This window comes from Streptomyces sp. NPDC033180 (assembly GCF_055577645.1).
The window spans coordinates 39,090-60,332 of sequence record NZ_JBVIPU010000025.1; the positions used below are offsets into that span (position 1 = coordinate 39,090).

Below are 21,243 nucleotides of genomic sequence, written 5' to 3' on the forward strand. Positions count from 1 at the left end.
GTCTACTTGCCGTAGTAGGCGTTGTAGATCGACAGCGTCGACTTGTTCCCCTTCCTGTCCGTGATCTTGGCGTGGAAGGAGATCCCCTTGCCCGCGGCCGGGTTCTTGACCTTGATCTTGCCGCCGCTGACGGTGGCCTTCTTCCAGGTCTGGCCGTAGTCGTACGACACGTACGCGGCAAGGGACTTGAGGTTCGAGCCCGCGGCCGCGCCCTGCACTGTCACCGGCACGGACTGGGTCTCGCCGGCCTTGGCCTTGCTGCTGAGGTCGACGGCCGCCGCGAACCGCGCCGTGGAGACCGGCAGCTTCGCGTTGTCGGCCTTCTTGGAGCGGAACGTCCAGCTCGCGTCGATGCGGGTGGAGGCGGCCGCCACCTTGACGCTGCGCTTCACGGACGTGGAGAGCTTGTACTCGGCCTCGGCCGCGGGGACCTTGAACGTGGTGCCGCCGGCCAGCGGGTCCTCGTTCTCGCCGATCTTGGTGTCGCCCTTGTGGAGGGTCGTCCTGACCGAGGAGTAGAGCGAGGAGCCCACGTGCGTCTTGCCGTCGGCGAACAGCGGCAGAGACCCGCCGATCTCGTTGCCCTGACGTGAGACGCCGTACTCGCCGCCGATGCGCGGGCCGAAGACGGCCGTGTTGAACGTCTTCTCGTAGTTCTTGCCCGCCGCGAAGGTCTGCGCCGCGCCCAGCGAGTAACCCGCGTCGAGGATCGGCCAGCCGTCCGGGTCGACCCCGGCCTGCTGCTCGAAGGTCAAGCCCCACTTCACGGCGTCGGCCGTGGACAGGTACAGCGTCCGGGTGCCGGGCAGCGGCTGGGCAACATTGATCGAGGAGCCGCCGGAGCTGCCCGGCAGGTAGCCAAGAGCGCCGATCGTGCCCTTCTTGCCCTTGGCCGACGCGCCCAGGTTCACCTTCACCGTGGCCAGCTCGGACGCCTTGAAGTGCTTGGTGTAGCCGGTCGCGACCTGCTTGACCTGGCCGCCGAGCACGGTGTCGTACTCGGCGTCGTCACCCTTGGTCCAGTGCCCGTCCCACTGCTGGTGCAGCGAGCCGTCGGTGACCTGCGGGCCCAGGTGCGAGGTCCGGAAGTCGGTGTACGAGTCGAGCCACCAGCCGAAGGAGTAGCTGGTGTGCGGCGTGTCGACCGTGTAGTCGGGGGACGCGAAGAACGACTTGGCGTCCGCCGACGGGACGGTGATGTCGACCGGCTTGCCCTTGCGGGCGTCCAGCGTCACCGTCGTGTCCTTGGTGACGCTCAGCTTCGGCTGGGCGATCCAGTCGGCGCCCTTGGTGAAGTCGGCCGGGTCCGCGTACATGCTGGTGTTCAGCAGGTAACCACCCTTGGGGACACGGATCTTGACCGTGCCGGACGCGTCGAACGGGTTGTAGGACTTCCGGGTGGCGAGCCCCGAGACGCCCTCCAGGTCGCTGTCGTAGTACTTCGGTGCCTGTCCGTCGCGTCCGATGTGCTTCAGCGTCAGCTCGTACGACTCGACCTCGCGCTCGACCGCGGCCGCCGTGCGCACGGACTGCCCGCCGCCACTCGCCACGACGTACGCGGAGTACGCGCCGTCGACCGTGCCGCCGAGCTTGGTGTCGGATGTCAGGTCGACCGAGGCCGTGCCGCCGGCGGGGACCTTCACCGTCTTCGCGCCGAGCTTGAAGAAGCCCGCGGGGGCCGGGGCACCCTTGGGGTTCGTGCCCGTGACCGTCAGGTCGAGGGTGACGTCCTCCTTGCCGAGGTTCTTGTACGTCACCTTCTTCGTGGCCTGCTTGTCGTCGGTGTGCGGCCACTGCTGCGGTGCGAAGGAGAGGGACACCGGCTCGGCGACGACCGACTGCTTGACGGCCTTGTCGACGGCGATGCGGCCCGAACCCTGCTGGAACGGCGTGTACTTGTGCCCGCCGTCCTTCGTGGACGCGGTCAGCGCGGCCTTGAGCTCGGCGTACTTCCAGTCCGGGTGCTGCTGCTTGAGCAGCGCGGCGGCGCCCGCCACGTGCGGGGTCGCCATCGACGTACCGGAGATCGTCAGATAGCCCTCGGGCTTCTGGCCGACCTCCTGGTCGATGACGCTGCCGGGGGCCGCGGCCGCGGTGATGTCCACGCCGGGGGCGGTGACGTCGGGCTTGATGGCCCCGTCGCCGACGCGCGGGCCCTGGCTGGAGAAGTCGGCGAGCTTGTCGTTGTCGTCGACCGCGCCGACCGTGAGGGCCGCGTCCGCGCTGCCCGGGGAGCCGACGGAGCCGGGCTCGCCGTCGTTGCCCGACGCGATCGCGAAGAGGATGCCCTTGTCCGCGGAGAGCTTGTCGACCTGGGCTTCGAGCGGGTCGACACCCGGGGTGTCGCCGCCGCCGAGGCTCAGGTTCACGATGTCGGCGCCCTGCTCGGCCGCCCAGTCCATGCCCGCGATGATCCCGGAGTCGTCGCCGTAGCCGCTGTCGTCGAGGACCTTGCCGTTCAGGAGCTTGGCGCCGGGCGCCACGCCCTTGAGCTTGCCGCCGGACTTCGCGCCGGTGCCGGCCGCGATGGAGGCGACGTGGGTGCCGTGGCCGTAGCGGTCCTTGGCGTCCGCCGCCGGCGTGAAGTTCTTCTCGCCGACGACCTGGCCCGACAGGTCGGCGTGCGTGGCGTCGACGCCGGTGTCCAGGACGGCGACCTTGACGCCCTTGCCGTCGAACCCGGCCGCCCACGCCTTGTCGGCGCCGATCTGCGGCACGCTCTTGTCGAGGCGTGCCTTGCGGACGCCGTCCAGCCAGACGCGGCTCACGCCGGACGCGGTGGCGGTGCCCTTCTCGGCGACCAGCGCGGACCACAGGTCGGTGGCGTCCTGCTTCGGGGTCGTGATCGCGTCGGCGTTCAGGGACTTCAGGGTCCTGCGGACCGTGGTGTCCCCCGCGGCGCGCACATCGGCCCTGGCCCCGGCTGCCGCTCCCTGGTAGCCGACGATCAGCTTGAGGCCCTTCTTCTGGGCCCTGCGGTTGTCCTTCTTGCTCAGCTCGGTGATGTCGAAGAGCCGCTGGTCGAGCTTGCCGGTGGCTATCAGGCGCTGCGCGTCGGCCGGGATCACGAGCGTGTGACCGCCGACGCGCTTGGTCATTACGGGTATCCGCTCGCGTCCCTTCGCCCGCTCGAAGGCGGTGACGCGGCCCTTGGAGTCGGCGGTGACGCGGTCGCCGGTGATGAGGGTGATGCGGTACGTGGTCTGTTCGGCGCTCTTGAGGCCCGCCGCCTGTGCGGCTGCCGGGAGAGCGTCGGGCGACTGCTTCGCGGCCGACGCCGGGCTGGTCATGCCCGCGGCGAGGGCCACGGCCGCCGCTGTGGCGATCGTGGCCCCATAGGCTCTCTTCGCTTTTCTGCGCAAGTCTCCCCCTGGAGTCAAAGGGGCTCTCGCCCCTGGACGAGGAAGTATTGCCCAGAGCCGAACATCTGCTCAATAGTGCGTCAGAAGTTCAATAGTGCGTCACAAGGGGTGAGTTGGTCATGGAGCGGCCCGCTCCGTGACCTTGATCTGCCCGCCCCGGATCGTCGCGAGACGCGGTGCCTTGCGTGCGATGGCGCTGTCGTGCGTGACCATCACGAATGTCAGGCCGTGCTCCTTCCAGAGCCCTTCGAGCAGCTCCATGATCTCGTCGCGCATGGACTCGTCGAGGTTGCCGGTCGGTTCGTCGGCGAGCAGCACCTTCGGCCGCTTGACCAGGGCGCGGGCGATGGCCACGCGCTGCTGCTGGCCGCCGGAGAGCTCGGCGGGCAGATGGTGGCGGCGTTCACCGAGGCCCACGGAGGCCAGTGCGTCGGCCGCGTGCTCACGGCGGTCCGCGGCGCCGGGGCCCAGCGGGACGAGCGCCGTCTCGACGTTCTCCTGGGCGCTGAGCGTGGGGATCAGGTTGAAGGACTGGAAGACGAAGCCGATGGACTCGGCACGCACCTTGGTCAGCCGCGCCTCGGGCAGCGCGGCCAGGTCGACGCCGTCGAGCTCGACACTGCCGGACGTCGGCCGGTCGAGCCCGCCGAGCATCTGCAGGAGCGTGGACTTGCCACCGCCCGTCGGACCCTGGATGACAAGTCGGTCGCCGTCACCGATGGCCAGGTCGACCCCGGCAAGCGCGTCGACGGTCTCCTTGCCCCTGCGGTACTGCTTGGTGACGCCCTTGAGCTGATACATGCTGTGACTCCTGCGATACGTAAGGGGGTTGGCGGCACGGGGGGCGCTCGGGCCGCCTACTCGACGCGGCGCAGGGCGTCCGCGGGCCGCAGCCGCGAGGCGCGCAAGGCGCCGAAGGCGCCCGCGATGAGTCCCCCGGCCACGGCGAGGCCGACGGCGAGCGTGATGGTGGTGGCGTCGACCGGCGCGGTCAGCGAGATGTCCAGGGCCTTCGACGCGGACTCGCTCAGCGCGGCGCCGGGGCCGCCGCCCATGGCTCCACCGGGGCCGCCGCCCGTCATTCCGCCACCCGACTGCCCGCCCGCCGAGCCGAGTTCCGCCGTCAGGGTGGGGCTGATCGCCGTCACCGCGTACGCGCCGCCGAGGCCGACGGCGATGCCGAGCACTCCGCCCACGAGGCCGTTGACGACCGCCTCGCCGATGACCTGCCGGGTGACGCGGCCGCTCTTCCAGCCGAGCGCCTTCAGGGTGCCGAACTCCCGTACGCGACGGCTGACAGCGGATGACGTCAGCAGTCCCGCGACCAGGAAGGCCGCGACGAGCACGGCGACGGACAGCCACTTGCCGACGCTGGAGGCGAGGTCGGACGCGGTGGAGAGCGAGCCCGACACGGTGTCGGCGAGGTCGGCCGATGTGGTCACGGTCGTCCCGGAGACGTTCTTCTGGATGGCGCTCTTGACCGCGTCGATCCGCTGCGAGTCCGCGGCCTTGACGTACACCGTCGTGATCTTGTTCTTCGAGTCGGCGAGGGTCTGCGCGCGCTTCAGCGGAAGGTAGAGGTTGGCCGCGGCGTCCCCGCTGTCGGGCGTCGCGATGCCGACGACCTCGATCCTGGTGCCGGCGATCGTGACGGTGTCGCCGACGGAGAGCTTCTTCTCCTTGGCGTACGAGGCATCCGCGACGGCCACCTTGGCGTCGGACTCCGCCCCCGTGAACGTACGCCCCTCGCCGGACGACACGGAGCTGACGACGATGGCCAGCGCGATCCCGAGCGCGAGTCCGGAGGCCACGACGAGGGCCGCTCTTCGGCGGCGGCGCAGCTCGCGCCTCAGGTAGGTGAAGAACATGTGCGTGAAGCTAGGCACGCACCGTGATGAAGGAATAAGTGCGGCATAAGAGGAGCATGAGAAGCCCGAACGGCGGCGGCCCGCACCCCCGTTGAGGGGTGCGGGCCGCTGTCGTTCGTCGCGTGGCCGGCGTCCTAGACGGCCGAACCGGCCTTCCACTGCGCCCAGTCCATGACCCAGCCGTTGAAGCCGTTGTCGGGCTGGACCGTCTTGTCGCCGGTGTTCCTGACGTCCACGACGTCACCGACCATCGAGTTGTCGTAGAACCAGGCGCCCGGAGTGCTCTTGTCGCCCGCGCCCTTGGCGTCCTCCAGACCGACACAGCCGTGGCTGGTGTTGGCGCCACCGAAGATGGACTTCGCGCCCCAGTAGTTGCCGTGGATGAACGTGCCCGAGTTCGACAGGCGCATGGCGTGCGGCACGTCCTTGATGTCGTACTCGCCCTTGCCGTCGTCGTCCGTGAAGCCGACGGTCGCGCCGTTCATGCGGGTCTCCTTGAACATCTCGGAGACCACCATCTGGCCTTGGTACGTCTTGTTCTCCGGGGAGCCCGCGGAGATCGGGATGGTCTTGATGACCTTGCCGTCCCGCATGACCTTCATCTGCTTCGTCTTGGCGTCGACGACGGAGACCTGGTTACGGCCGATCTTGAACTGGACCGTCTTCTCCTGGACGCCGGTGACGCCGTCCGCGCCCTCGACGCCGTCCAGGGCCAGCTTCAGGGTGACCGTGGAGTTGCCCTGCCAGTACTTCTCGGGCCGGAAGTCCAGACGGTTGTTGCCGAACCAGTGGCCGACGACTTCCTGGCCGCTGCTCGACGACACCTTGATGTGGGACTGGACGTCCTTCTTGTTCGTGATCCCCTTGTCGAAGTTGATCGACACCGGCATGCCCACGCCGACCGTGGAGCCGTCCTCGGGCGTGAAGTTCCCGATGAAGCTGTTGTCCGGCGAGACCGTCGTGAACTTCGAGTTCTCGTGCGCCTTGCGGCCCCCGGAGTCCTTGGCGGTGGCGGAGATCTTGTACGTGGTCGCCCGCTCCAGCTGGCCGGTGGGCTTCCAGCTCTTCTTGTCCGCAGCTATCTGCCCCTCGACCGCGGTGCCGGTCTCGGTCGTCATCTTGACGTCCGTGAGTGAACCCTTGCTCACCGTGACCTTGGCGGCACTGTTGATGCTCGCGTTGTCGGAGCCGTCCTTGGGCGCGATCTTGATGTCGGCCTCGGAGGTCTTCTTGGCGGCGGCTTCGTCGACCTGGTTCTGCGACTCCTTGCCGCCGGCGCTGCTCTTGTCGCCGTCGTCGCCGCTACAGGCCGAGAGCACAAGGACGCCGCCGACCAGAGCGGACACGGCCGCAAGACCCTTGCGCCGTCCGCGCCGCCGCCTACTGTCCGTCATCACACGCTTCTCCATCGTTGCCGAAATCCCCAACACGCCACGAACGCCGGGAGTCCCCGTAATCCCGCATAACGTCCTGCCCGGTTCGTCCCGTTCCACTTCCGCGGAAGATGTGGGGAACACCACGTCATGCGGTGCGCCGGTGACAGCCGTGCACCTCTGAGACGACGGAACCCCGGGCGGCGGTTGCCGTCCGGGGCTACGGGTTCCGTTTTTTCCGTCCGGTAGACGTAAGACCTCTCGTCTACCGCCTACAGCCCCCGGCCACCAGCGCCGTCCCGGGCCACGTCCTCGTCGGCCTCGTCGTCGTCATCATCCTCGTCCGGGTCCCAGTCCGGCGAATCGGGGTCGTAGTCGATCTGCTCGCTGCTCCAGGACGCCTGCGAGAGCTCCACCCCCGGCACCTTGCTGACCAGGTCGAACGGATCCACCAGATAGGCGAGCGCCTCCGCGTCGTCCTCCTTGACGGCCGTCTCCGCGTGCAGCCGCTCCTCGGCGGGCATGTGCTCGTCCTCCGCGATACGGCGCAGGGCGGACGACGCCAGCTCGCCGGAGTCGTCGACCTCCACCACCAATTCGACGCGGAGGTGTACAAAACGTGATGTCTCAGGTGTGCTCATGAGTCGGAGCGTACGACCCATGACCCCCGCGACTTTCCCGCGACCCGCGCCTTTCATTACCATCGCCCCACACGGCCAATTCGCCAGCGCCACAAGGGGGATCCGATTCCGTGTCCGCACGTCGATCGTTGCTCACCGCCACTGCCGCAGGTGCCCTCCTCGGCGCCCTGTGGTTCGTTCCCTCCGCGAATGCGACGGCAACGTCTCGATCCCCAGAGGCTCCTGACGCCCCCAGGGTCGTCCACACCGAACAGCGTCGCGCGACGCTGAACTCGGAAAGCACCTCCGCCTCGGAGAACACCACCGCCCCCACGGAGAACACCGCCGCCGCCACGGAGGACCGCCTCGCGGACACGGGCGCCGGAGTCGACACGACCCCGTACCTGATCGGCGGGACGGCCTTCCTGAGCCTCGGCGCGGGGTTCGTCGCGTTCTCGGTACGTCGCGAGCGGCAGGGCCCGGCGTACTGAGGGGCGCGCTTCACTGAGGGGCGCTCTTCTCGGGACACCCCGGGGTCGCGGCCTGAGCCGGTGCCGCCGGTACGCCCAGGCGTGCCGCCCGCAGCGCGGGGCAGCCCGCTGCCACCAGCAGCGTCGCCACCACGCACACGAGTCCGCCCGCGGTCACCGCGACCCGGGCGCCGCTCAGTTCGGCGAGGAATCCGACCGCCGCGTTGCCCAGAGCCGGGGAGACCGTCGCCTGCACCATCCAGAGGCTGCTGACCCTGCCGCGCAGCGCGTCGGGGGTGCCGTGCTGGAGCAGTGCCGAACGCAGGGTCTCCGAGATCAGGTCACCGAGGCCCGCCAGGGCGAGCAGGGCCAGTGCCAGCGGCAGATATGTCGTCAGGCCGAAGCCCGTCAGCGACAGGCCCCACACGAGCACCGCCCCGATCAGCGCGTGCCCGCCGGCCCGTGCCGTCCAGCCACTGGTCGCCGCCCCGACGAGGGCGCCGAGCGCGGGAGCGGCGTAGAGCAGACCGACCACCGTCGGCCCGCCGCCGAACTGCTCGTCCGCGAGGACCGGGTACAGCGCCTGCGGCATCGTGAAGACCATCGCCGCCGCGTCGACGAGCAGCAGCCCGACGATGAGCCGGTGCCCCCGCACGAAGCGCACGCCGTCCGCCACGGCGGCGAAGGCCTGCCGGGCCCCCTTGCCACCCGCGGCCGTCGCCGGCGGCAGCGGGCGCACGAAGAACAGGGCCACGCCGAAGACCAGGAAGCCCGCCGCGTCGACCGCGAAGCAGGCGGCGATCCCGGGCCCCGCGATGAGGGCGCCGCCGAGCGCGGGCCCGAGCAGCGCGGCGAGCTGCGTGGACGCGGCCGTCAACGCACCTGCCGCCGCCAGCCGTTCGGTACCGACGAGGGCGGGGATCGCCGCCATCATCGCCGGGCCGCCGAGTCCCGCGAGGAGCCCGGTGAGAGCGGTCGCCGCGTAGATCACCCACAGCTGCGGGTGCGGCAGGAGCGCGTTGGCCATGAGCCCGGCGGCCACGAGCGCCAGAGGGAGCCGGGTCACCAGCATCAGGAGGCGGCGGTCCCTGCGGTCCGCGAGGACACCGCCGATCAGTACGCCGACGACGAGCGGCAGCGCTCTGGCCAGGCTGACCAGGCCGATCTGTAACGGCGATCCGGTGAGGTCGTAGATCTGCACGGCCACGGCGACGCTCGTCATCAGAGTGCCGAGCAGGGCGCCGAGGAACCCGGCGTAGAGAAGACGGAAATCGCGGTGCTCGCGCAGCGGCGTGAGATCCATGGCGAGGCCGGACAGGCGGGGCACGAGCGACTCCAAGGGGGCGGCACGGGGAGTTAGGGCAGCCTTACTTCGGTCCACTCTGGCGTGCCACGCCTTTAAAGTCAACGTGTGTGAAGTTCAAGCAGGGCGGTACCTTCAAAGGCGATGGACACCGAGACTCCGGACCCCGATTCCGCACCCGCGGCCACCAGTTCCCGGCGGCGGCCCACCCACCGCAAGGGCCGCGCCACCCTCACCCGCGAGGGCGTGGGGCAGGCCGCGCTGGAGTTCCTCGGCAGCCATGGGGCCGCCGAGCTGACCATGCGCTCCCTCGCGGGCGAGCTCGGCGTCTCACCGCGGGCGCTCTACAACTACGTGGAGGACCGGCGGGACTTGATCACCGTCGCCGCAGAGGTGTTCGAGGCGCGCTGGTCTCCGCCGGGGCTCGACCCCGACCGGTGGCGCGACTCCCTGCGGGCCTACCTCCGAGATCTGCGGGTCCACTACCGGCGTCATCCGGGCATGACCACCCTCGCGCTGAGCGAGAACATCACCGCGGCCCGCCATCCGGCCATGCTGCGCAGCATCGACGGGCTCATCGGCTTCTTCACCGAGGTCGGTCTGCCGCTGCGCGACGCCTACCTCGCGTGCATGGAGGCCATCCGCCTCGTCGTCGGGTTCGTGGAGCTGCAGGACCGGGCGTTCGACCGGCCGCCCCCGGAGCTCGACCGCGCCGACCTGGAGCAGCTCCCGCCGCCATGGCTGCGCTCCGGATCCGGGGACGAGCTGCCGCACCTGCGCCGGGCGGGGGAGGAGCTGGTGGCCGAATCCTCGGATGCCCTCTTCGAGTTCGCCATGGATGTGCTGCTGGAGGGGCTCGCGCGCCGGGCGATCGGGTGACCCTGGCCGCGCGGCACCATGGCCTGATACGGGGCGAGGGCTAGGCATGCGGGTATGAGATTCGAGCCCCGGCACAACACGTCCGAAACCCTCCGCGCCCGCCACCTCCGTCTCGTCGGCGCCGTGTGCGCCCTCGCGGCCTCGGCGGCCCTGGTGGCAGGCTGTGGTGAGGAGAGCGGCAAGTCGTCAGCCGAAGCGACCTCGAAAGCGGCGAAGTCCGTTCCGAAGGAGGCGCCGACGGAGAGCCCCACGGGCAGCGCGTCCCTCACGCAGGACCAGCAGGAGCGCAAGGCGCTGCTCGCCACCACCAAGGTCACCTATGACAAGGCCGCCACCACGGCGGTGGGGAAGGTCTCGGGCGGCAAGCTGACCGACCTCGACCTGAAGGGCGTGGACGACGACAGCGACGATGACGACGCGAGCGCAAGCCCGAGCCCCAGCCCGAGCGGCAGCGCGGGCGCCCCGCAGTGGGTCGCCGAGGTCGCCGAGAAGGACGGCACCGTGCACAACGTCCACATCGACGCGGTCTCGGGCAAGGTGATCAGCTCCGCCCCCGACAACGACCAGGACGCCGACGACAAGAAGCAGACGGCCGACTGGCTGTCCCGCGCCAAGCAGACGCCGGAGCAGGCGGCCAAGACCGCGATGGACAAGAAGAAGGGCACGGTCACGTCGATCGGCCTGGACGACAACGACAGCAACGCGCTGATCTGGTCCGTCGACGTCGTCACCGACGACTGGAACAAGACCGACTTCGACATCGACGCGGTCAAGGGCAACATCACCCGTGAGCACGTCGACCGCGACTGACGCTCTGTCACCACGCGGAAGGGGGCGCCGTCACAAGGTGACGGCGCCCCCTTCCGCGTACGAGACGCACCCTCCGTACGGACTGCTGTCGCTGTCGCTAGGCCAGCGGGCCCGTCACCGGCTCGACCGCGGCGAGCAGCGCGCCGGAGCGCACGAACGCGTCGGCCGCCGCGAGGTCCGGCGCGAGGAAGCGGTCGGGACCCGGGCCCTGGACGCCCGCCTCGCGGACCGCCTCGATGACCGCCCGCGTCGCGGGGGCCGGGGTGAGACCGGCTCGGAGTTCGACCGCGCGGGTCGCCGCGTACAGCTCGATCGCGACGATGCGGGTCAGGTTGTCGACGGCCGTACGCAGCTTGCGGGCGGCGGACCAGCCCATCGAGACGTGGTCCTCCTGCATCGCGGAGGACGGGATGGAGTCGGCGGACGCCGGCACGGCGAGCCGCTTCATCTCGCTGACAAGCGCCGCCTGCGTGTACTGGGCGATCATGAGGCCGGAGTCGACGCCCGCGTCGTCCGCGAGGAACGGCGGCAGGCCGTGCGAGCGGTTCTTGTCGAGCAGCCGGTCGGTGCGGCGCTCGGCGATCGAGCCGAGGTCGGCGGCGGCGATCGCGAGGAAGTCCAGGACGTACGCGACCGGCGCCCCGTGGAAGTTGCCGTTCGACTCGACGCGGCCGTCGGGCAGGACGACGGGGTTGTCGACGGCGGCGGCGAGCTCGCGCTCGGCGACGAGGCGCGCGTGCGTCATCGTGTCCCGCCCCGCGCCTGCCACCTGCGGGGCGCACCGTACCGAGTACGCGTCCTGGACGCGCGGCGCGTCGTCCTGGTGGTGGCCGGTCAGCTCCGACCCTTCGAGAACGGCGAGCATGTTGGCGGCGGAGGCCCCCTGGCCCGGGTGCGGCCGGATGGCGTGCAGCTCGGGGGCGAGGACCTTGGCGGTGCCGAGGAGCGCCTCCAGGGTCAGGGCCGCGGTGATGTCGGCGGACTTGTAGAGGGCGTCGAGGTCGGCGAGGGCCATGACCAGCATGCCGAGCATGCCGTCGGTGCCGTTCAGGAGGGCGAGGCCCTCCTTCTCGCGCAGCTCTACGGGGGTGATGCCGTGCGCGGCGAGCAGCTCGCCCGCGGGCTTCAGCTCGCCGTCGGGGCCCTCCGCGTCACCCTCGCCCATGAGCGTGAGCGCGCAGTGGCTGAGCGGCGCGAGGTCTCCGGAGCAGCCGAGCGAGCCGTACTCGTGCACGACGGGGGTGATCCCCGCGTTGAGCACGTCGGCCATGGTCTGCGCGACCTCGGGGCGTACGCCGGTGCGGCCCGAACAGACCGTCTTCAGCCGCAGGAACATCAGCGCGCGCACCACCTCGCGCTCGACGCGCGGGCCCATTCCGGCCGCGTGCGAGCGGACGATGTTGCGCTGCAGCTGGGCGCGGAGGTCCGGGCCGATGTGCCGGGTGGCGAGGGCGCCGAAGCCGGTCGATACGCCGTAGACGGGATCGGGCTTGGCCGCGAGGGCGTCGACGATCTCGCGCGAGGCGGCGAGGGCGGTCACGGCTTCGGCCGAGAGATCGATGCGGGCGTTGCCGCGCGCGACGGCGATGACGTCCGCCGCGGTTGTCCCGGACGTCCCCAGGACCACGGTGTGCATATCCATATTCAGCAGCGTACGGACTGAATCCCAAAGTGTCACGACCGAAGCGGGACTGAGCCACTTACCGGCCCTTGCACGAAGCCCCCGCCTGGGCCGGCGAGATGGCTGAGCGTGCACGTCCCCTGCGGGCCGGTGGGGGCCGCCCGCGCAGTTCCCCGCGCCCCTACCGGGGCCCGACCACGGCACGCCCCCCCCCACCAGCCTGCGGGGGAAGACAACGCTCAGCCCCATCAGGAGCGCGAGGACCTGCGCGCCAAACCCCCACCCGCCCGCAGGGGAAAACGACGCCCAGCCCACCCAGGGGCGCGAGGAACTGCGCGACCAACCCCCACCACCCCGCAGAAGAACACCCCGCCCAGCCCACCCAGGGGCGCGAGGAACTGCGCGACCAACCCCCACCACCCCGCAGAGGAACACCCCGCCCAGCCATCAGGGGACGCGAGGAACGGCGCGACAAGGACACCCCCCCCCAGCTCACCCCCGCCCCCCACCCCCGCCCTCCGCAGGAGCCCCGCGGCCACGGAACCGCCGCCTCTCCCCCACCCCCCGCGCCCCCTCCGAGTCCGCGAGCCGCACCACCGGGTCGTCCGCCCCCTCGCGCCCCGCAACCACCGGCTTCACCGCGCGCGCAGCCTTCGCGCGGTACTGGGCCGCGTCCGCGAGGCGGAACAGGCGGCGGGCCGAGCGGACCTCGCCGATCGGGTCCTCCGTGGAGGCGACCCCGCACGCGACACCCTCCCCCTGCTCCAACTCGGCGGCCCGCACGCAGAGTTCGTCCGCCACCCGCACCACCTCATCGGCGGAAGGACCCACCGAGAGCAGGCAGAACTCGTCCCCGCCGAGCCGCGCGGCCAATGTCCCCGGCAGCATCGCCCCGCACAGCGAGAGCACCGAACCGAAGCGTTCGAGGAGGCGGTCGCCGACCGCGTGCCCCTGGGTGTCGTTGACCCACTTGAGGCCGTTCACGTCGCACACGACCAGGCTCACCACCGCCCCCTCCGCACGGTGCCGCTCCACCGCCTCCTCGAGCCGCAGATCGACCGCTCGCCGGTTGGCGAGGCCCGTCAGCGCGTCGGTGAAGGCGAGGCGGCGGGCCTCCTCAAGGCGCTCGGTCTGCGCGATGCCCGCCGCGACGACCGAGGCGAGCACCGTCGCGAAGTCCGCGTCCGCGCGGCCGAAGGGCAGCGCCCCCACCGGTCGCGCCACATAGAGCTCACCCCAGGCCCGCCCGTGCAGCACGATCGGCGCGACCACGCAGCAGCCGCGGCCACGCCTGCGCAGGGCGGCGACGCGCTGGTGGCAGTAGCCGGGGGCCGTGGCCTCCGCGGGCCCTCGCGCCGTCTCGACCCAGGCGTGCGGCTCACCGCCACCCGCCCAGCGCTCGTGCAGGAACTCGGTGATCTCCGGAAACTCGTTCACCGGATACGCCTCGCGCTCCGGGAACTCTTCCTCCCCCTCGGCCCGTTCACCCACGTTCACGAGCACCCTCAGCCGTCCGAGGTCACGCTCCCAGACGGACAGGGCCGCGAAACTCCCGGACAGCGCGCGGCACGCGCCGCGGGCAGCCGCACGCCAGGACTCACGCGGAGTGTGCGCGGCGGCCATCCCCTGCGCCAGCACGACCACGGCCCGCAGCCGGACATCCTCTCCCATCTCCCTAGGCTAGGAGATTTACGACAATTTGGGCGTTTGGAACATTACGCAGCGTGTGGGCCACGCGCTCCCCTCACCCCCGGGGCTCCGCTCACTCCCCGGGCCACTGCGGCTTCCGCTTCTCGTTGAACGCCGCCACGCCCTCCGCCCGGTCGCCGGAGAAGGCCACCGAGCGCCAGGCGGCGTCCTCGACCTCGAGCCCGGCCCGCAGGTCGAGCCCGTGCCCGAGCCGCAGAGCGCGCTTGGCGGCGCGCAGCCCGACGGGCGAGTTCGCGGCGATCCGTGCGGCGAGCGCGAGCGCTTCCGTACGATCCTCACCCTCGCCCACGAGCTGGTCGACGAGCCCCAACTCCCGCGCCTCGCCCGCCTCCAGACGCCGCGCGGTGAAGATCAACTCGGCGGCCCGCGCCGCGCCCACCCGGCGCGGCAGCAGCTGCGTACCGCCGCCGCCCGGGATCACGCCGACCGACACCTCGGGGAGCCCGACCACGGCGGTCGGGTCGGCGACGATGAGATCGCAGGCGAGCGCGAGCTCGAACCCGCCGCCGAGCGCGAAGCCGTGCAGGGCCGCCACGGTCGGCATGGGCAGTTCGAGTACGCCGGTGTAGGCGGCCCGTGCGGTGGGCCGCTGCCGCACCAACTCGGCGTCGGAGAAGGAATTGCGCTCCTTCAGGTCGGCGCCGACGCAGAAGGCCCGCTCATGGGTGGAGGTGAGGACCACGACGCGGGCGTCACGGTCCTGCGCGAGAGCCTCGCAGGCGGAGCCGATGGAGCGGGCCATGTCCGTGGACACGGCGTTCATGGCCTTGGGCCGGTCGAGGACGAGCTCGGCGACGTAGGCGTGCCGCCTGACGCTGACGAATTCCCCGAACCGCTGCTCGGCGCTCATTGCTTTCCTCCACGTCCGGTTAACGATCGTTACCGCTTTGTACGAGGATCATGTCACCGCTATTGAGTGCCCGGTGGGCGGGCGGGAAAATTCCGCCGCGAAGCGGCGGTACAGGGGGGAGCTCAGCCCCGCCGGGCCAGCAGCCAGGGCTCGACGACACCAAGGCCTCGTACGGGCCGCTGCCACATCGGCTGCAGGGCAAAGCGGTAGGAGGGCGGCTCGGAGCCCTCCTTCTCGGCCAGCTCGGCCGCCTCCGCCGCCTCGGTCTCGGAGGCGGGCGCGTCTCCCGTCCGCGTCAGCTCCTCGGCGAGCGCGCCGTCCACCAGGACGGCGTCCCGAGGCGCTATCGACGTCAGGCGGCTCGCGAGGTTCACCGTCGTACCGAACACGTCGCCCATCCGCGTCGTGACCGTGCCGAAGGCGATGCCGACGCGCAGCTCGGGCATCGTCTCGTCGTTGGCCATGGTCTCGATCAGGCGCAGGGCGATCTCCGCGGCCACGCCCGCGTCGTCGGCGGCGTAGAGCACTTCGTCGCCCAGCGTTTTGATGAGCCGTCCGCCATGTGCCGCCACCAGGTCGGCGGCAGTGGTCTCGAAGGCCTCGACGAGCTCGCCGAGTTCCTCTTCCTCCATACGCCGGGTGAGCCGCGTGAAGCCGACGAGGTCGGCGAATCCGACGGCGAGACGCCGGTCGACCATCTCCTCGTCGTCCGCGGCCTGCACGACCCGCCCGGTGGCGGCCGCGAGCTGCCGTCGCCACACGTAGACGAGGAACTCCTCGAGCTCGGGCAGCAGAAGCTCTATCAACGGGTACGTGACTTCGGTCCGCGTCATGCCCGGCTCGGGCGGCTCCGTCAGACCCTCCAGGAAGGAGTCGATCTGCCATTCGGCCAGGCGTGCGGTGGTCTGCCCGGTCGACCGGGCCACCTGCACCGCCATCGCCTCGCTGAGCAGCCCCGCCTCGACGAGACCGGCGAGGCGGCGCAACGCGAGCACGTCGGCCTCGGTCAGGGCCTTGGCCTGGCCGATGTCGGGAAAGCCCATGGCCCGCCAGAAGCGGGAGGCAAGCTCCATGGACACGCCCGCGCTGCGGGCCGCCTGGAACGGGGTGTAGCGGCGGTCAGCGCCGAGGATCAGCCCTTCGAGGCGCAGGGCGAGGGGGTCCTTCTCCGGATCGCCCGGCTTCTCGTCCCCGGAGTCCATCGAGTCGAACGCGTCCGGGGCGGCCCCTGCGGTACGCCCGGGCTCACCGTCGGGGCCGGGGGATGCACCCGTGCCGGAGCCCGTGTCGTCGACGGTCACGCCTGCTGCCCTTCCGATCTGCCGCGGTCAGATATCGACCGGCGCCAACTTTACGGCAGGTGTGCCGCAGCTCACGCCTTTCTCTGGCGGGGCGCCTTGGACTGGGTCCCCCGCAGCCGTCCCGCCGAACACCTCTTCCCCACCCACCCGCCCGTTTGCCCCGCATCCTCACCTGAACGAACAAACTCTCCCACCCACCCGATTACCCCGGGGTGCCCACAGGGGTACGCAGGCCAGCCCCTGCACACCCGCAGCCGGCAGCGCACGCGAGGGGACGTGCCAGCACCCCCCTACACCCCCCGCAAATGCACGACATCCCCCGCCCCCACCGGCTCCTGCACCCCGTCCCCCGTAGCAAGCACAAGCCGCCCGTCACCGTCCACCGCCACCGCCTCCCCCGTGATCGAACGATCACCCGGCAGCTCGGCCCTGACCTTGCGGCCCAGCGTCGCGCAGCCTGCCGCGTACGTCTCCTGGAGGCGGGAGGTCACCGCATCGCCCTCCGCGGTGCGCCAGTCCCCGTACCACTGCTCCAGGGAACGCAGCACGGCCCGCAGCACCGTGTCCCGGTCCGTCGTGGCCGCCCCGGCCAGCGCGAGCGACCCCGCGGTCGGCACCGGCAGTTCGTCCGCGCGCAGGGTCACGTTGATGCCGATGCCGACGACCACGCCGGAACCCGCCCGCTCCGCGAGGATGCCCCCGGCCTTCCGCTCCTCTCCCTCCACCGTCACCAGAAGGTCGTTCGGCCACTTGAGCGCCGTGTCCACCCCGGCCGCCCTTGAAAGGCCCGTGGCGACGGCGACCCCGGTCAGCAGCGGCAGCCACCCCCACCGCTCCACCGGCACCGCGGGCCCCGGCCTGAGCAGCACGGAGAAGAAGAGACCGGAGCGCGCCGGCGCCGACCAGCGACGGTCGAGGCGGCCGCGCCCCGAGCTCTGCTCCTCGGCGACGAGGACGGCTCCCTCGGGCAGCTCGTCCGCTCGGGCGGCCAGATCCGTGTTGGTCGACCCCGTCACGGGCACCACGTCCAGAGAGGTCCAGAGCCCTCCGTCACGCACCAACGCACGCCGCAGCGACGCGGCGTTCAGGGGAGGCCTTTCCAGGTCGGACCAGCGGTTGCCCTCAGGGAGGTCGGAAGAGTCGTCTGAAGCATCTCGCGGCGTCATGCAAGCCACCTTAGGTGTGGTAAACGCCGCACTGCCGAACTGTATGCGCGCCGATACCCTACGAGTCAGTAGCAAGCGAGTCACGCAGCCACAAGCCCAGCTACAAGCCCAGCCGCAAGCCGCCAGTCGCCCCTTTGAGCAGGCAGGGAGCCGCATCCGTATGTCCGAGCCGGAAGAGCCCAACGTGCCCGTGCCCAGTACCGACATCCATACGACTGCGGGAAAACTCGCTGATCTGCAGCGCCGCATCGAGGAGGCCAAGCACGCCGGTTCGGCTCGTGCGGTCGAGAAGCAGCACGCCAAGGGCAAGTTGACGGCGCGCGAGCGCATCGAACTGCTCCTGGACGAGAGCTCCTTCGTCGAGTTCGACGAGTTCGCCCAGCACCGCTCGACCGACTTCGGCCTGGAGGCCAACCGTCCCTACGGCGACGGCGTCGTGACCGGTTACGGCACAGTCGACGGCCGCCCCGTGGCCGTCTTCTCCCAGGACTTCACCGTCTTCGGCGGCGCACTCGGCGAGGTCTTCGGCCAGAAGATCGTCAAGGTCATGGACTTCGCCCTGAAGACCGGCTGTCCGGTCGTCGGCATCAACGACTCCGGTGGCGCCCGCATCCAGGAGGGCGTCATGGCCCTCGGGATGTACGGGGAGATCTTCCGCCGGAACACGCACGCGTCCGGTGTGATCCCCCAGATCAGTCTCGTCGTCGGGCCCTGTGCGGGCGGCGCCGTCTACTCCCCTGCCATCACGGACTTCACCGTCATGGTCGACCAGACGTCGCACATGTTCATCACGGGACCCGACGTCATCAAGACGGTCACCGGCGAGGACGTCGGCTTCGAGGAGCTCGGCGGCGCCCGCACCCACAACAGCACCTCCGGTGTCGCGCACCACATGGCGGGCGACGAGAAGGATGCGATCGAGTACGTCAAGTCCCTTCTCTCCTACCTGCCTTCGAACAACCTCAGCGAGCCCCCCGCCTTCCCCGAGGAGGCGGACCTCGAGCTCACGGACGAGGACCGCGAGCTCGACACGCTCATCCCGGACAGCGCGAACCAGCCGTACGACATGCACGGCGTGATCGAACACGTCCTGGACGACGCCGAGTTCTTCGAGACGCAGCCGCTGTTCGCGCCGAACATCGTCACCGGCTTCGGCCGCATCGAGGGCCGCCCGGTGGGCATCGTCGCCAACCAGCCGACGCAGTTCGCCGGTTGCCTGAACATCGACGCCTCCGAGAAGGGCGCACGCTTCGTCCGCACCTGCGACGCGTTCAACGTCCCGGTCATCACCTTCGTCGACGTGCCGGGCTTCCTGCCGGGCGTCGAGCAGGAGCACACGGGCATCATCCGCCGGGGCGCGAAGCTGATCTACGCGTACGCGGAGGCGACGGTCCCGCTGATCACCGTCATCACCCGCAAGGCGTTCGGCGGCGCGTACGACGTCATGGGCTCCAAGCACCTGGGCGCCGACCTCAACCTGGCCTGGCCGACCGCGCAGATCGCGGTGATGGGCGCGCAGGGCGCGGTCAACATCCTGCACCGCAAGACCATCGCCGCGGCCGAGGCGTCCGGGGACGTGGAAGAGACCCGCGCCCGCCTGATCCAGGAGTACGAGGACCGGCTGCTCAACCCGTACACGGCCGCCGAGCGCGGTTACATCGACGCCGTGATCATGCCGTCGGAGACCCGCTCCCATCTCGTGCGGGGCCTGCGTCAGCTGCGCACGAAGCGGGAATCGCTTCCCCCGAAGAAGCACGGCAACATCCCCCTCTAGGCCGTGCCGCAGTAAGGAGACCGTTCATGATCAAGGTCGTACGGGGCAACCCCACCCCGGAGGAGCTGGCCGCCGCACTCGCGGTGGTCCAAGCGCGCGCCGCGGCGGTCGCGAACGAGCCGTCCGGCGTGCCCGCCGTGCTCGACGCCTGGGCGGACCCCGCGCGCGTGGCCCGCCACCGGCTGCCCGCGCCGGGCCCGACGTCGTGGGGCCGCACCTACTGGCCCGGGTGAGCCGGGCGGTACGGCCCGAGAATGAGTGAGACGGGCCGGGGCGCCTGAGTACGCGTACTCAGGCGCCCCGCCGCCACCGCGCGCAGTATCGGTCTCATGCTGTGGTCGGACCCGGAGAACAACCCGCCCAAGGACATGAGGGACATGCAGGCGAAGATGCGCCGTGCGGGACTCGTCCTCGCCCTGGCGATGGTCGTCGCGATGTTCGTCCTCGGCATCCACTGAGACGGCTGCCGCGGCAGCTGCTGAGACAGCCGCCGCGGCTCGCTAACCTGACCGCATGAGTGATCAGCCCCGACAGCCACGCCGTCTCGTCCTCGCCTCCAAGTCCCCCGCCCGGCTCGGCCTCCTGCGCCAGGCCGGTCTCGCCCCCGAGGTGATCGTCAGCGGGGTCGACGAGGACGCGATCTCCGCACCCACCCCCGCCGAGCTCGCCCTCGCTCTCGCCGAGGCCAAGGCGTCGGTCGTCTCCGCGCGCCCGGATGTGAAGGGCGCGCTGGTGGTCGGCTGCGACTCGGTCCTCGAACTGGACGGACAGGCACTCGGCAAGCCCGCCGACGCCGAGGAGGCCACGGCCCGCTGGAAGTCGATGCGCGGGCGGGCGGGCGTCCTGCAGACCGGCCACTGCGTGTACGACACCGTGGCGGGCCGCCACGTGTCGGCGGTCGCGTCGACCGTCGTCCGCTTCGGCGAGCCATCGGACGAGGAGATCGCCGCGTACGTGGCGAGCGGTGAACCGCTGCACGTGGCGGGCGCGTTCACGCTCGACGGCCGCTCGGCCCCCTTCGTCGACTCGATCGACGGCGATCACGGCAACGTCATCGGTCTCTCGCTGCCGCTGCTGCGCCGCCTCCTGGCCGAATTGGGCGTCGGCATCACGGAGTTGTGGGCGCCGTAGGCCTGCGCGACAGCCCAGGAAGGGGGCCCGGAAGGGCTCAGGCGGGCTGTGGGGCGCCGTTCTCCGGCGTGCCGCCGCCCGCTGCCCCGTTGCTCGCGCGCGGCTCGTCGGTGACCTCGTCGGGCTTCTTGTCGTACGCGACCAGCGTCAGGACGATCAGGCCGAGCACGACCATCATGAAGACGAAGGCGGCCCAGCCCACCAGGCCGACCGAGAACGCCCCGAGCAGCCCGTGCACCACGGCGGCGCTGATCAGGAGCAGCCGGCCCAAGCGCCCCGGTGCGCGGTCGCGGATCGCCGAGCGCAGCATGATGACGCCGCACAGCGCGAGGTAGAGGCCGAAGACGGCGCCCGCGATCCAGGTCGACACGGACATCGCGTGCGGGTCGAGACCGGCGAGCGACATGTCCTGCTTGTTGACCACGAGCCCGAGGAACCAGTTGAGGAGCGCGATGCCGACCGCCTCCACCAGAAGCACGATCGCGCCCACCAAGGCCACCGGTCTACGCGCCACGGCGCCCACCCACTTCCCCTGTTACCGCCAGTACGTGCCAGACATCGCGAACGCTACATGGGGGCACCCCCTGCTCGTTAAGAGCTTGGGGGAGGGTGAACCGGGGGACAAGGGCCTGGCCGAGGGCAAAGAATCATTGGGCCATTCGTAGGGACTCCACAAAGATTGCCCCTCTGCCGCAGCACGCTCTCACAGAGACCTTGGCCACACCGGGACGTTAGTCTGCCGGTAAGGGACCCTGCGTACCGTGGTGCGACAAGGGATTTCGCGGACGGGCAGGCCCCGGATCACGCTCCGTGTGGGCAAGCTCACCATTGGGGACGGGTCGAAAGGTCGTGTCGGCAGTCCCTAAACTCGGCTTGTTTCAAGGAGGGAGCCATCGTGCGCAAGGTGCTCATCGCCAACCGTGGCGAAATCGCTGTCCGCGTTGCTCGGGCATGCCGGGATGCAGGGATCGCGAGCGTAGCCGTCTACGCGGATCCTGACCGGGA

20 protein-coding genes are annotated in these 21,243 nt (G+C 70.7%); 8 read left to right on the plus strand and 12 right to left on the minus strand.

The window, feature by feature from the left end; translation table 11 throughout:
- Positions 1-2: 2 nt before the first annotated feature.
- The 5 genes from ACZ5WE_RS37345 to ACZ5WE_RS37365 form a co-directional block, all read right to left on the minus strand.
- Positions 3-3,362, minus strand: coding sequence for a S8 family peptidase (locus tag ACZ5WE_RS37345; RefSeq protein ID WP_467695845.1), 3,360 nt, complete (start codon positions 3,360-3,362; stop codon positions 3-5).
- A gap of 117 nt (positions 3,363-3,479) precedes the next feature.
- On the minus strand, positions 3,480-4,163 hold the full coding sequence (locus ACZ5WE_RS37350) for an ABC transporter ATP-binding protein (RefSeq protein WP_467695843.1): 684 nt from the start codon (positions 4,161-4,163) through the stop codon (positions 3,480-3,482).
- Between the two features lie 56 nt (positions 4,164-4,219).
- The gene (locus ACZ5WE_RS37355; protein ID WP_467695841.1) at positions 4,220-5,230 is read right to left on the minus strand and encodes an ABC transporter permease; all 1,011 of its coding nucleotides are present in this window, start codon (positions 5,228-5,230) and stop codon (positions 4,220-4,222) included.
- Positions 5,231-5,364: 134 nt separating this feature from the next.
- A complete protein-coding gene (locus tag ACZ5WE_RS37360) occupies positions 5,365-6,624 on the minus strand; it encodes a L,D-transpeptidase (RefSeq protein WP_467695839.1) in 1,260 nt (419 codons plus the stop codon).
- A 251-nt stretch (positions 6,625-6,875) separates the two neighbouring features.
- Positions 6,876-7,244, minus strand: a complete 369-nt coding sequence (locus ACZ5WE_RS37365) for a hypothetical protein (RefSeq protein ID WP_467695837.1) — start codon at positions 7,242-7,244, stop codon at positions 6,876-6,878.
- A gap of 110 nt (positions 7,245-7,354) precedes the next feature.
- Here ACZ5WE_RS37365 and ACZ5WE_RS37370 point away from each other — a divergent pair, with 110 nt between their 5' ends.
- Positions 7,355-7,714, plus strand: coding sequence for a hypothetical protein (locus ACZ5WE_RS37370; RefSeq protein WP_467695835.1), 360 nt, complete (start codon positions 7,355-7,357; stop codon positions 7,712-7,714).
- A 10-nt stretch (positions 7,715-7,724) separates the two neighbouring features.
- Here the strand turns inward: ACZ5WE_RS37370 and ACZ5WE_RS37375 are convergent, their stop codons facing one another.
- A complete protein-coding gene (locus ACZ5WE_RS37375; RefSeq protein ID WP_467695833.1) occupies positions 7,725-9,020 on the minus strand; it encodes an MFS transporter in 1,296 nt (431 codons plus the stop codon).
- A gap of 120 nt (positions 9,021-9,140) precedes the next feature.
- On the opposite strand from ACZ5WE_RS37375, the gene ACZ5WE_RS37380 reads away from it, so the two are divergent.
- Both ACZ5WE_RS37380 and ACZ5WE_RS37385 read left to right on the plus strand, forming a co-directional pair.
- Positions 9,141-9,875, plus strand: coding sequence for a TetR/AcrR family transcriptional regulator (locus ACZ5WE_RS37380; protein ID WP_467695831.1), 735 nt, complete (start codon positions 9,141-9,143; stop codon positions 9,873-9,875).
- A 54-nt stretch (positions 9,876-9,929) separates the two neighbouring features.
- Positions 9,930-10,685 (plus strand): PepSY domain-containing protein, encoded by a 756-nt coding sequence (locus ACZ5WE_RS37385; RefSeq protein ID WP_467695830.1) that lies wholly within the window; start codon positions 9,930-9,932, stop codon positions 10,683-10,685.
- Positions 10,686-10,782: 97 nt separating this feature from the next.
- On the opposite strand, the gene hutH is transcribed toward ACZ5WE_RS37385, so the two are convergent.
- The 5 genes from hutH to ACZ5WE_RS37410 all read right to left on the minus strand — a co-directional run bounded on the left by hutH (position 10,783) and on the right by ACZ5WE_RS37410 (position 17,333).
- Entirely contained in the window at positions 10,783-12,321 is a 1,539-nt protein-coding gene (gene hutH / locus ACZ5WE_RS37390) for a histidine ammonia-lyase (protein WP_467695907.1), read from the minus strand.
- A 477-nt stretch (positions 12,322-12,798) separates the two neighbouring features.
- Positions 12,799-13,977 (minus strand): GGDEF domain-containing protein, encoded by a 1,179-nt coding sequence (locus ACZ5WE_RS37395; RefSeq protein WP_467695828.1) that lies wholly within the window; start codon positions 13,975-13,977, stop codon positions 12,799-12,801.
- A gap of 91 nt (positions 13,978-14,068) precedes the next feature.
- Entirely contained in the window at positions 14,069-14,866 is a 798-nt protein-coding gene (locus ACZ5WE_RS37400) for an enoyl-CoA hydratase/isomerase family protein (protein WP_467695826.1), read from the minus strand.
- Between the two features lie 122 nt (positions 14,867-14,988).
- Entirely contained in the window at positions 14,989-16,167 is a 1,179-nt protein-coding gene (locus tag ACZ5WE_RS37405) for an adenylate/guanylate cyclase domain-containing protein (protein WP_467695825.1), read from the minus strand.
- 290 nt (positions 16,168-16,457) lie between these two features.
- Positions 16,458-17,333 (minus strand): biotin--[acetyl-CoA-carboxylase] ligase, encoded by an 876-nt coding sequence (locus ACZ5WE_RS37410; RefSeq protein WP_467695823.1) that lies wholly within the window; start codon positions 17,331-17,333, stop codon positions 16,458-16,460.
- 160 nt (positions 17,334-17,493) lie between these two features.
- Here ACZ5WE_RS37410 and ACZ5WE_RS37415 point away from each other — a divergent pair, with 160 nt between their 5' ends.
- The 4 genes from ACZ5WE_RS37415 (at position 17,494) to ACZ5WE_RS37430 (ending at position 20,238) form a co-directional block, all read left to right on the plus strand.
- Positions 17,494-19,107, plus strand: coding sequence for an acyl-CoA carboxylase subunit beta (locus tag ACZ5WE_RS37415; protein ID WP_467695821.1), 1,614 nt, complete (start codon positions 17,494-17,496; stop codon positions 19,105-19,107).
- Between the two features lie 26 nt (positions 19,108-19,133).
- A complete protein-coding gene (locus tag ACZ5WE_RS37420) occupies positions 19,134-19,340 on the plus strand; it encodes an acyl-CoA carboxylase subunit epsilon (protein ID WP_467695819.1) in 207 nt (68 codons plus the stop codon).
- A 96-nt stretch (positions 19,341-19,436) separates the two neighbouring features.
- Positions 19,437-19,565: a morphogenic membrane protein MmpB gene (gene mmpB / locus ACZ5WE_RS37425; protein ID WP_272902837.1), complete on the plus strand. Its 129-nt coding sequence runs from the start codon at positions 19,437-19,439 to the stop codon at positions 19,563-19,565.
- 55 nt (positions 19,566-19,620) lie between these two features.
- Positions 19,621-20,238 carry a nucleoside triphosphate pyrophosphatase gene (locus tag ACZ5WE_RS37430; RefSeq protein WP_467695818.1) on the plus strand — a complete coding sequence of 206 codons (618 nt, stop codon included), beginning with the start codon at positions 19,621-19,623 and terminating at the stop codon, positions 20,236-20,238.
- Between the two features lie 37 nt (positions 20,239-20,275).
- Here the strand turns inward: ACZ5WE_RS37430 and ACZ5WE_RS37435 are convergent, their stop codons facing one another.
- On the minus strand, positions 20,276-20,752 hold the full coding sequence (locus ACZ5WE_RS37435) for a hypothetical protein (RefSeq protein ID WP_467695816.1): 477 nt from the start codon (positions 20,750-20,752) through the stop codon (positions 20,276-20,278).
- A 381-nt stretch (positions 20,753-21,133) separates the two neighbouring features.
- Here ACZ5WE_RS37435 and ACZ5WE_RS37440 point away from each other — a divergent pair.
- Positions 21,134-21,243: biotin carboxylase N-terminal domain-containing protein (locus ACZ5WE_RS37440; RefSeq protein ID WP_324787317.1), on the plus strand; the 110-nt coding region annotated here is incomplete at its 3' end.

Excerpts from the sequence above, each read along its gene's own strand:
- ACZ5WE_RS37350 (WP_467695843.1), bottom strand. The coding sequence starts at position 4,163 with ATGTATCAGCTCAAGGGCGTCACCAAGCAGTACCGCAGGGGCAAGGAG.
- ACZ5WE_RS37355 (WP_467695841.1), bottom strand. The coding sequence starts at position 5,230 with ATGTTCTTCACCTACCTGAGGCGCGAGCTGCGCCGCCGCCGAAGAGCG.
- ACZ5WE_RS37360 (WP_467695839.1), bottom strand. The coding sequence starts at position 6,624 with ATGACGGACAGTAGGCGGCGGCGCGGACGGCGCAAGGGTCTTGCGGCC.
- ACZ5WE_RS37365 (WP_467695837.1), bottom strand. The coding sequence starts at position 7,244 with ATGAGCACACCTGAGACATCACGTTTTGTACACCTCCGCGTCGAATTG.
- ACZ5WE_RS37380 (WP_467695831.1), top strand. The coding sequence starts at position 9,141 with ATGGACACCGAGACTCCGGACCCCGATTCCGCACCCGCGGCCACCAGT.
- ACZ5WE_RS37385 (WP_467695830.1), top strand. The coding sequence starts at position 9,930 with ATGAGATTCGAGCCCCGGCACAACACGTCCGAAACCCTCCGCGCCCGC.
- hutH (WP_467695907.1), bottom strand. The coding sequence starts at position 12,321 with ATGCACACCGTGGTCCTGGGGACGTCCGGGACAACCGCGGCGGACGTC.
- ACZ5WE_RS37395 (WP_467695828.1), bottom strand. The coding sequence starts at position 13,977 with ATGGGAGAGGATGTCCGGCTGCGGGCCGTGGTCGTGCTGGCGCAGGGG.
- ACZ5WE_RS37400 (WP_467695826.1), bottom strand. The coding sequence starts at position 14,866 with ATGAGCGCCGAGCAGCGGTTCGGGGAATTCGTCAGCGTCAGGCGGCAC.
- ACZ5WE_RS37410 (WP_467695823.1), bottom strand. The coding sequence starts at position 17,333 with ATGACGCCGCGAGATGCTTCAGACGACTCTTCCGACCTCCCTGAGGGC.
- ACZ5WE_RS37415 (WP_467695821.1), top strand. The coding sequence starts at position 17,494 with ATGTCCGAGCCGGAAGAGCCCAACGTGCCCGTGCCCAGTACCGACATC.
- ACZ5WE_RS37420 (WP_467695819.1), top strand. The coding sequence starts at position 19,134 with ATGATCAAGGTCGTACGGGGCAACCCCACCCCGGAGGAGCTGGCCGCC.
- mmpB (WP_272902837.1), top strand. The coding sequence starts at position 19,437 with ATGCTGTGGTCGGACCCGGAGAACAACCCGCCCAAGGACATGAGGGAC.
- ACZ5WE_RS37430 (WP_467695818.1), top strand. The coding sequence starts at position 19,621 with ATGAGTGATCAGCCCCGACAGCCACGCCGTCTCGTCCTCGCCTCCAAG.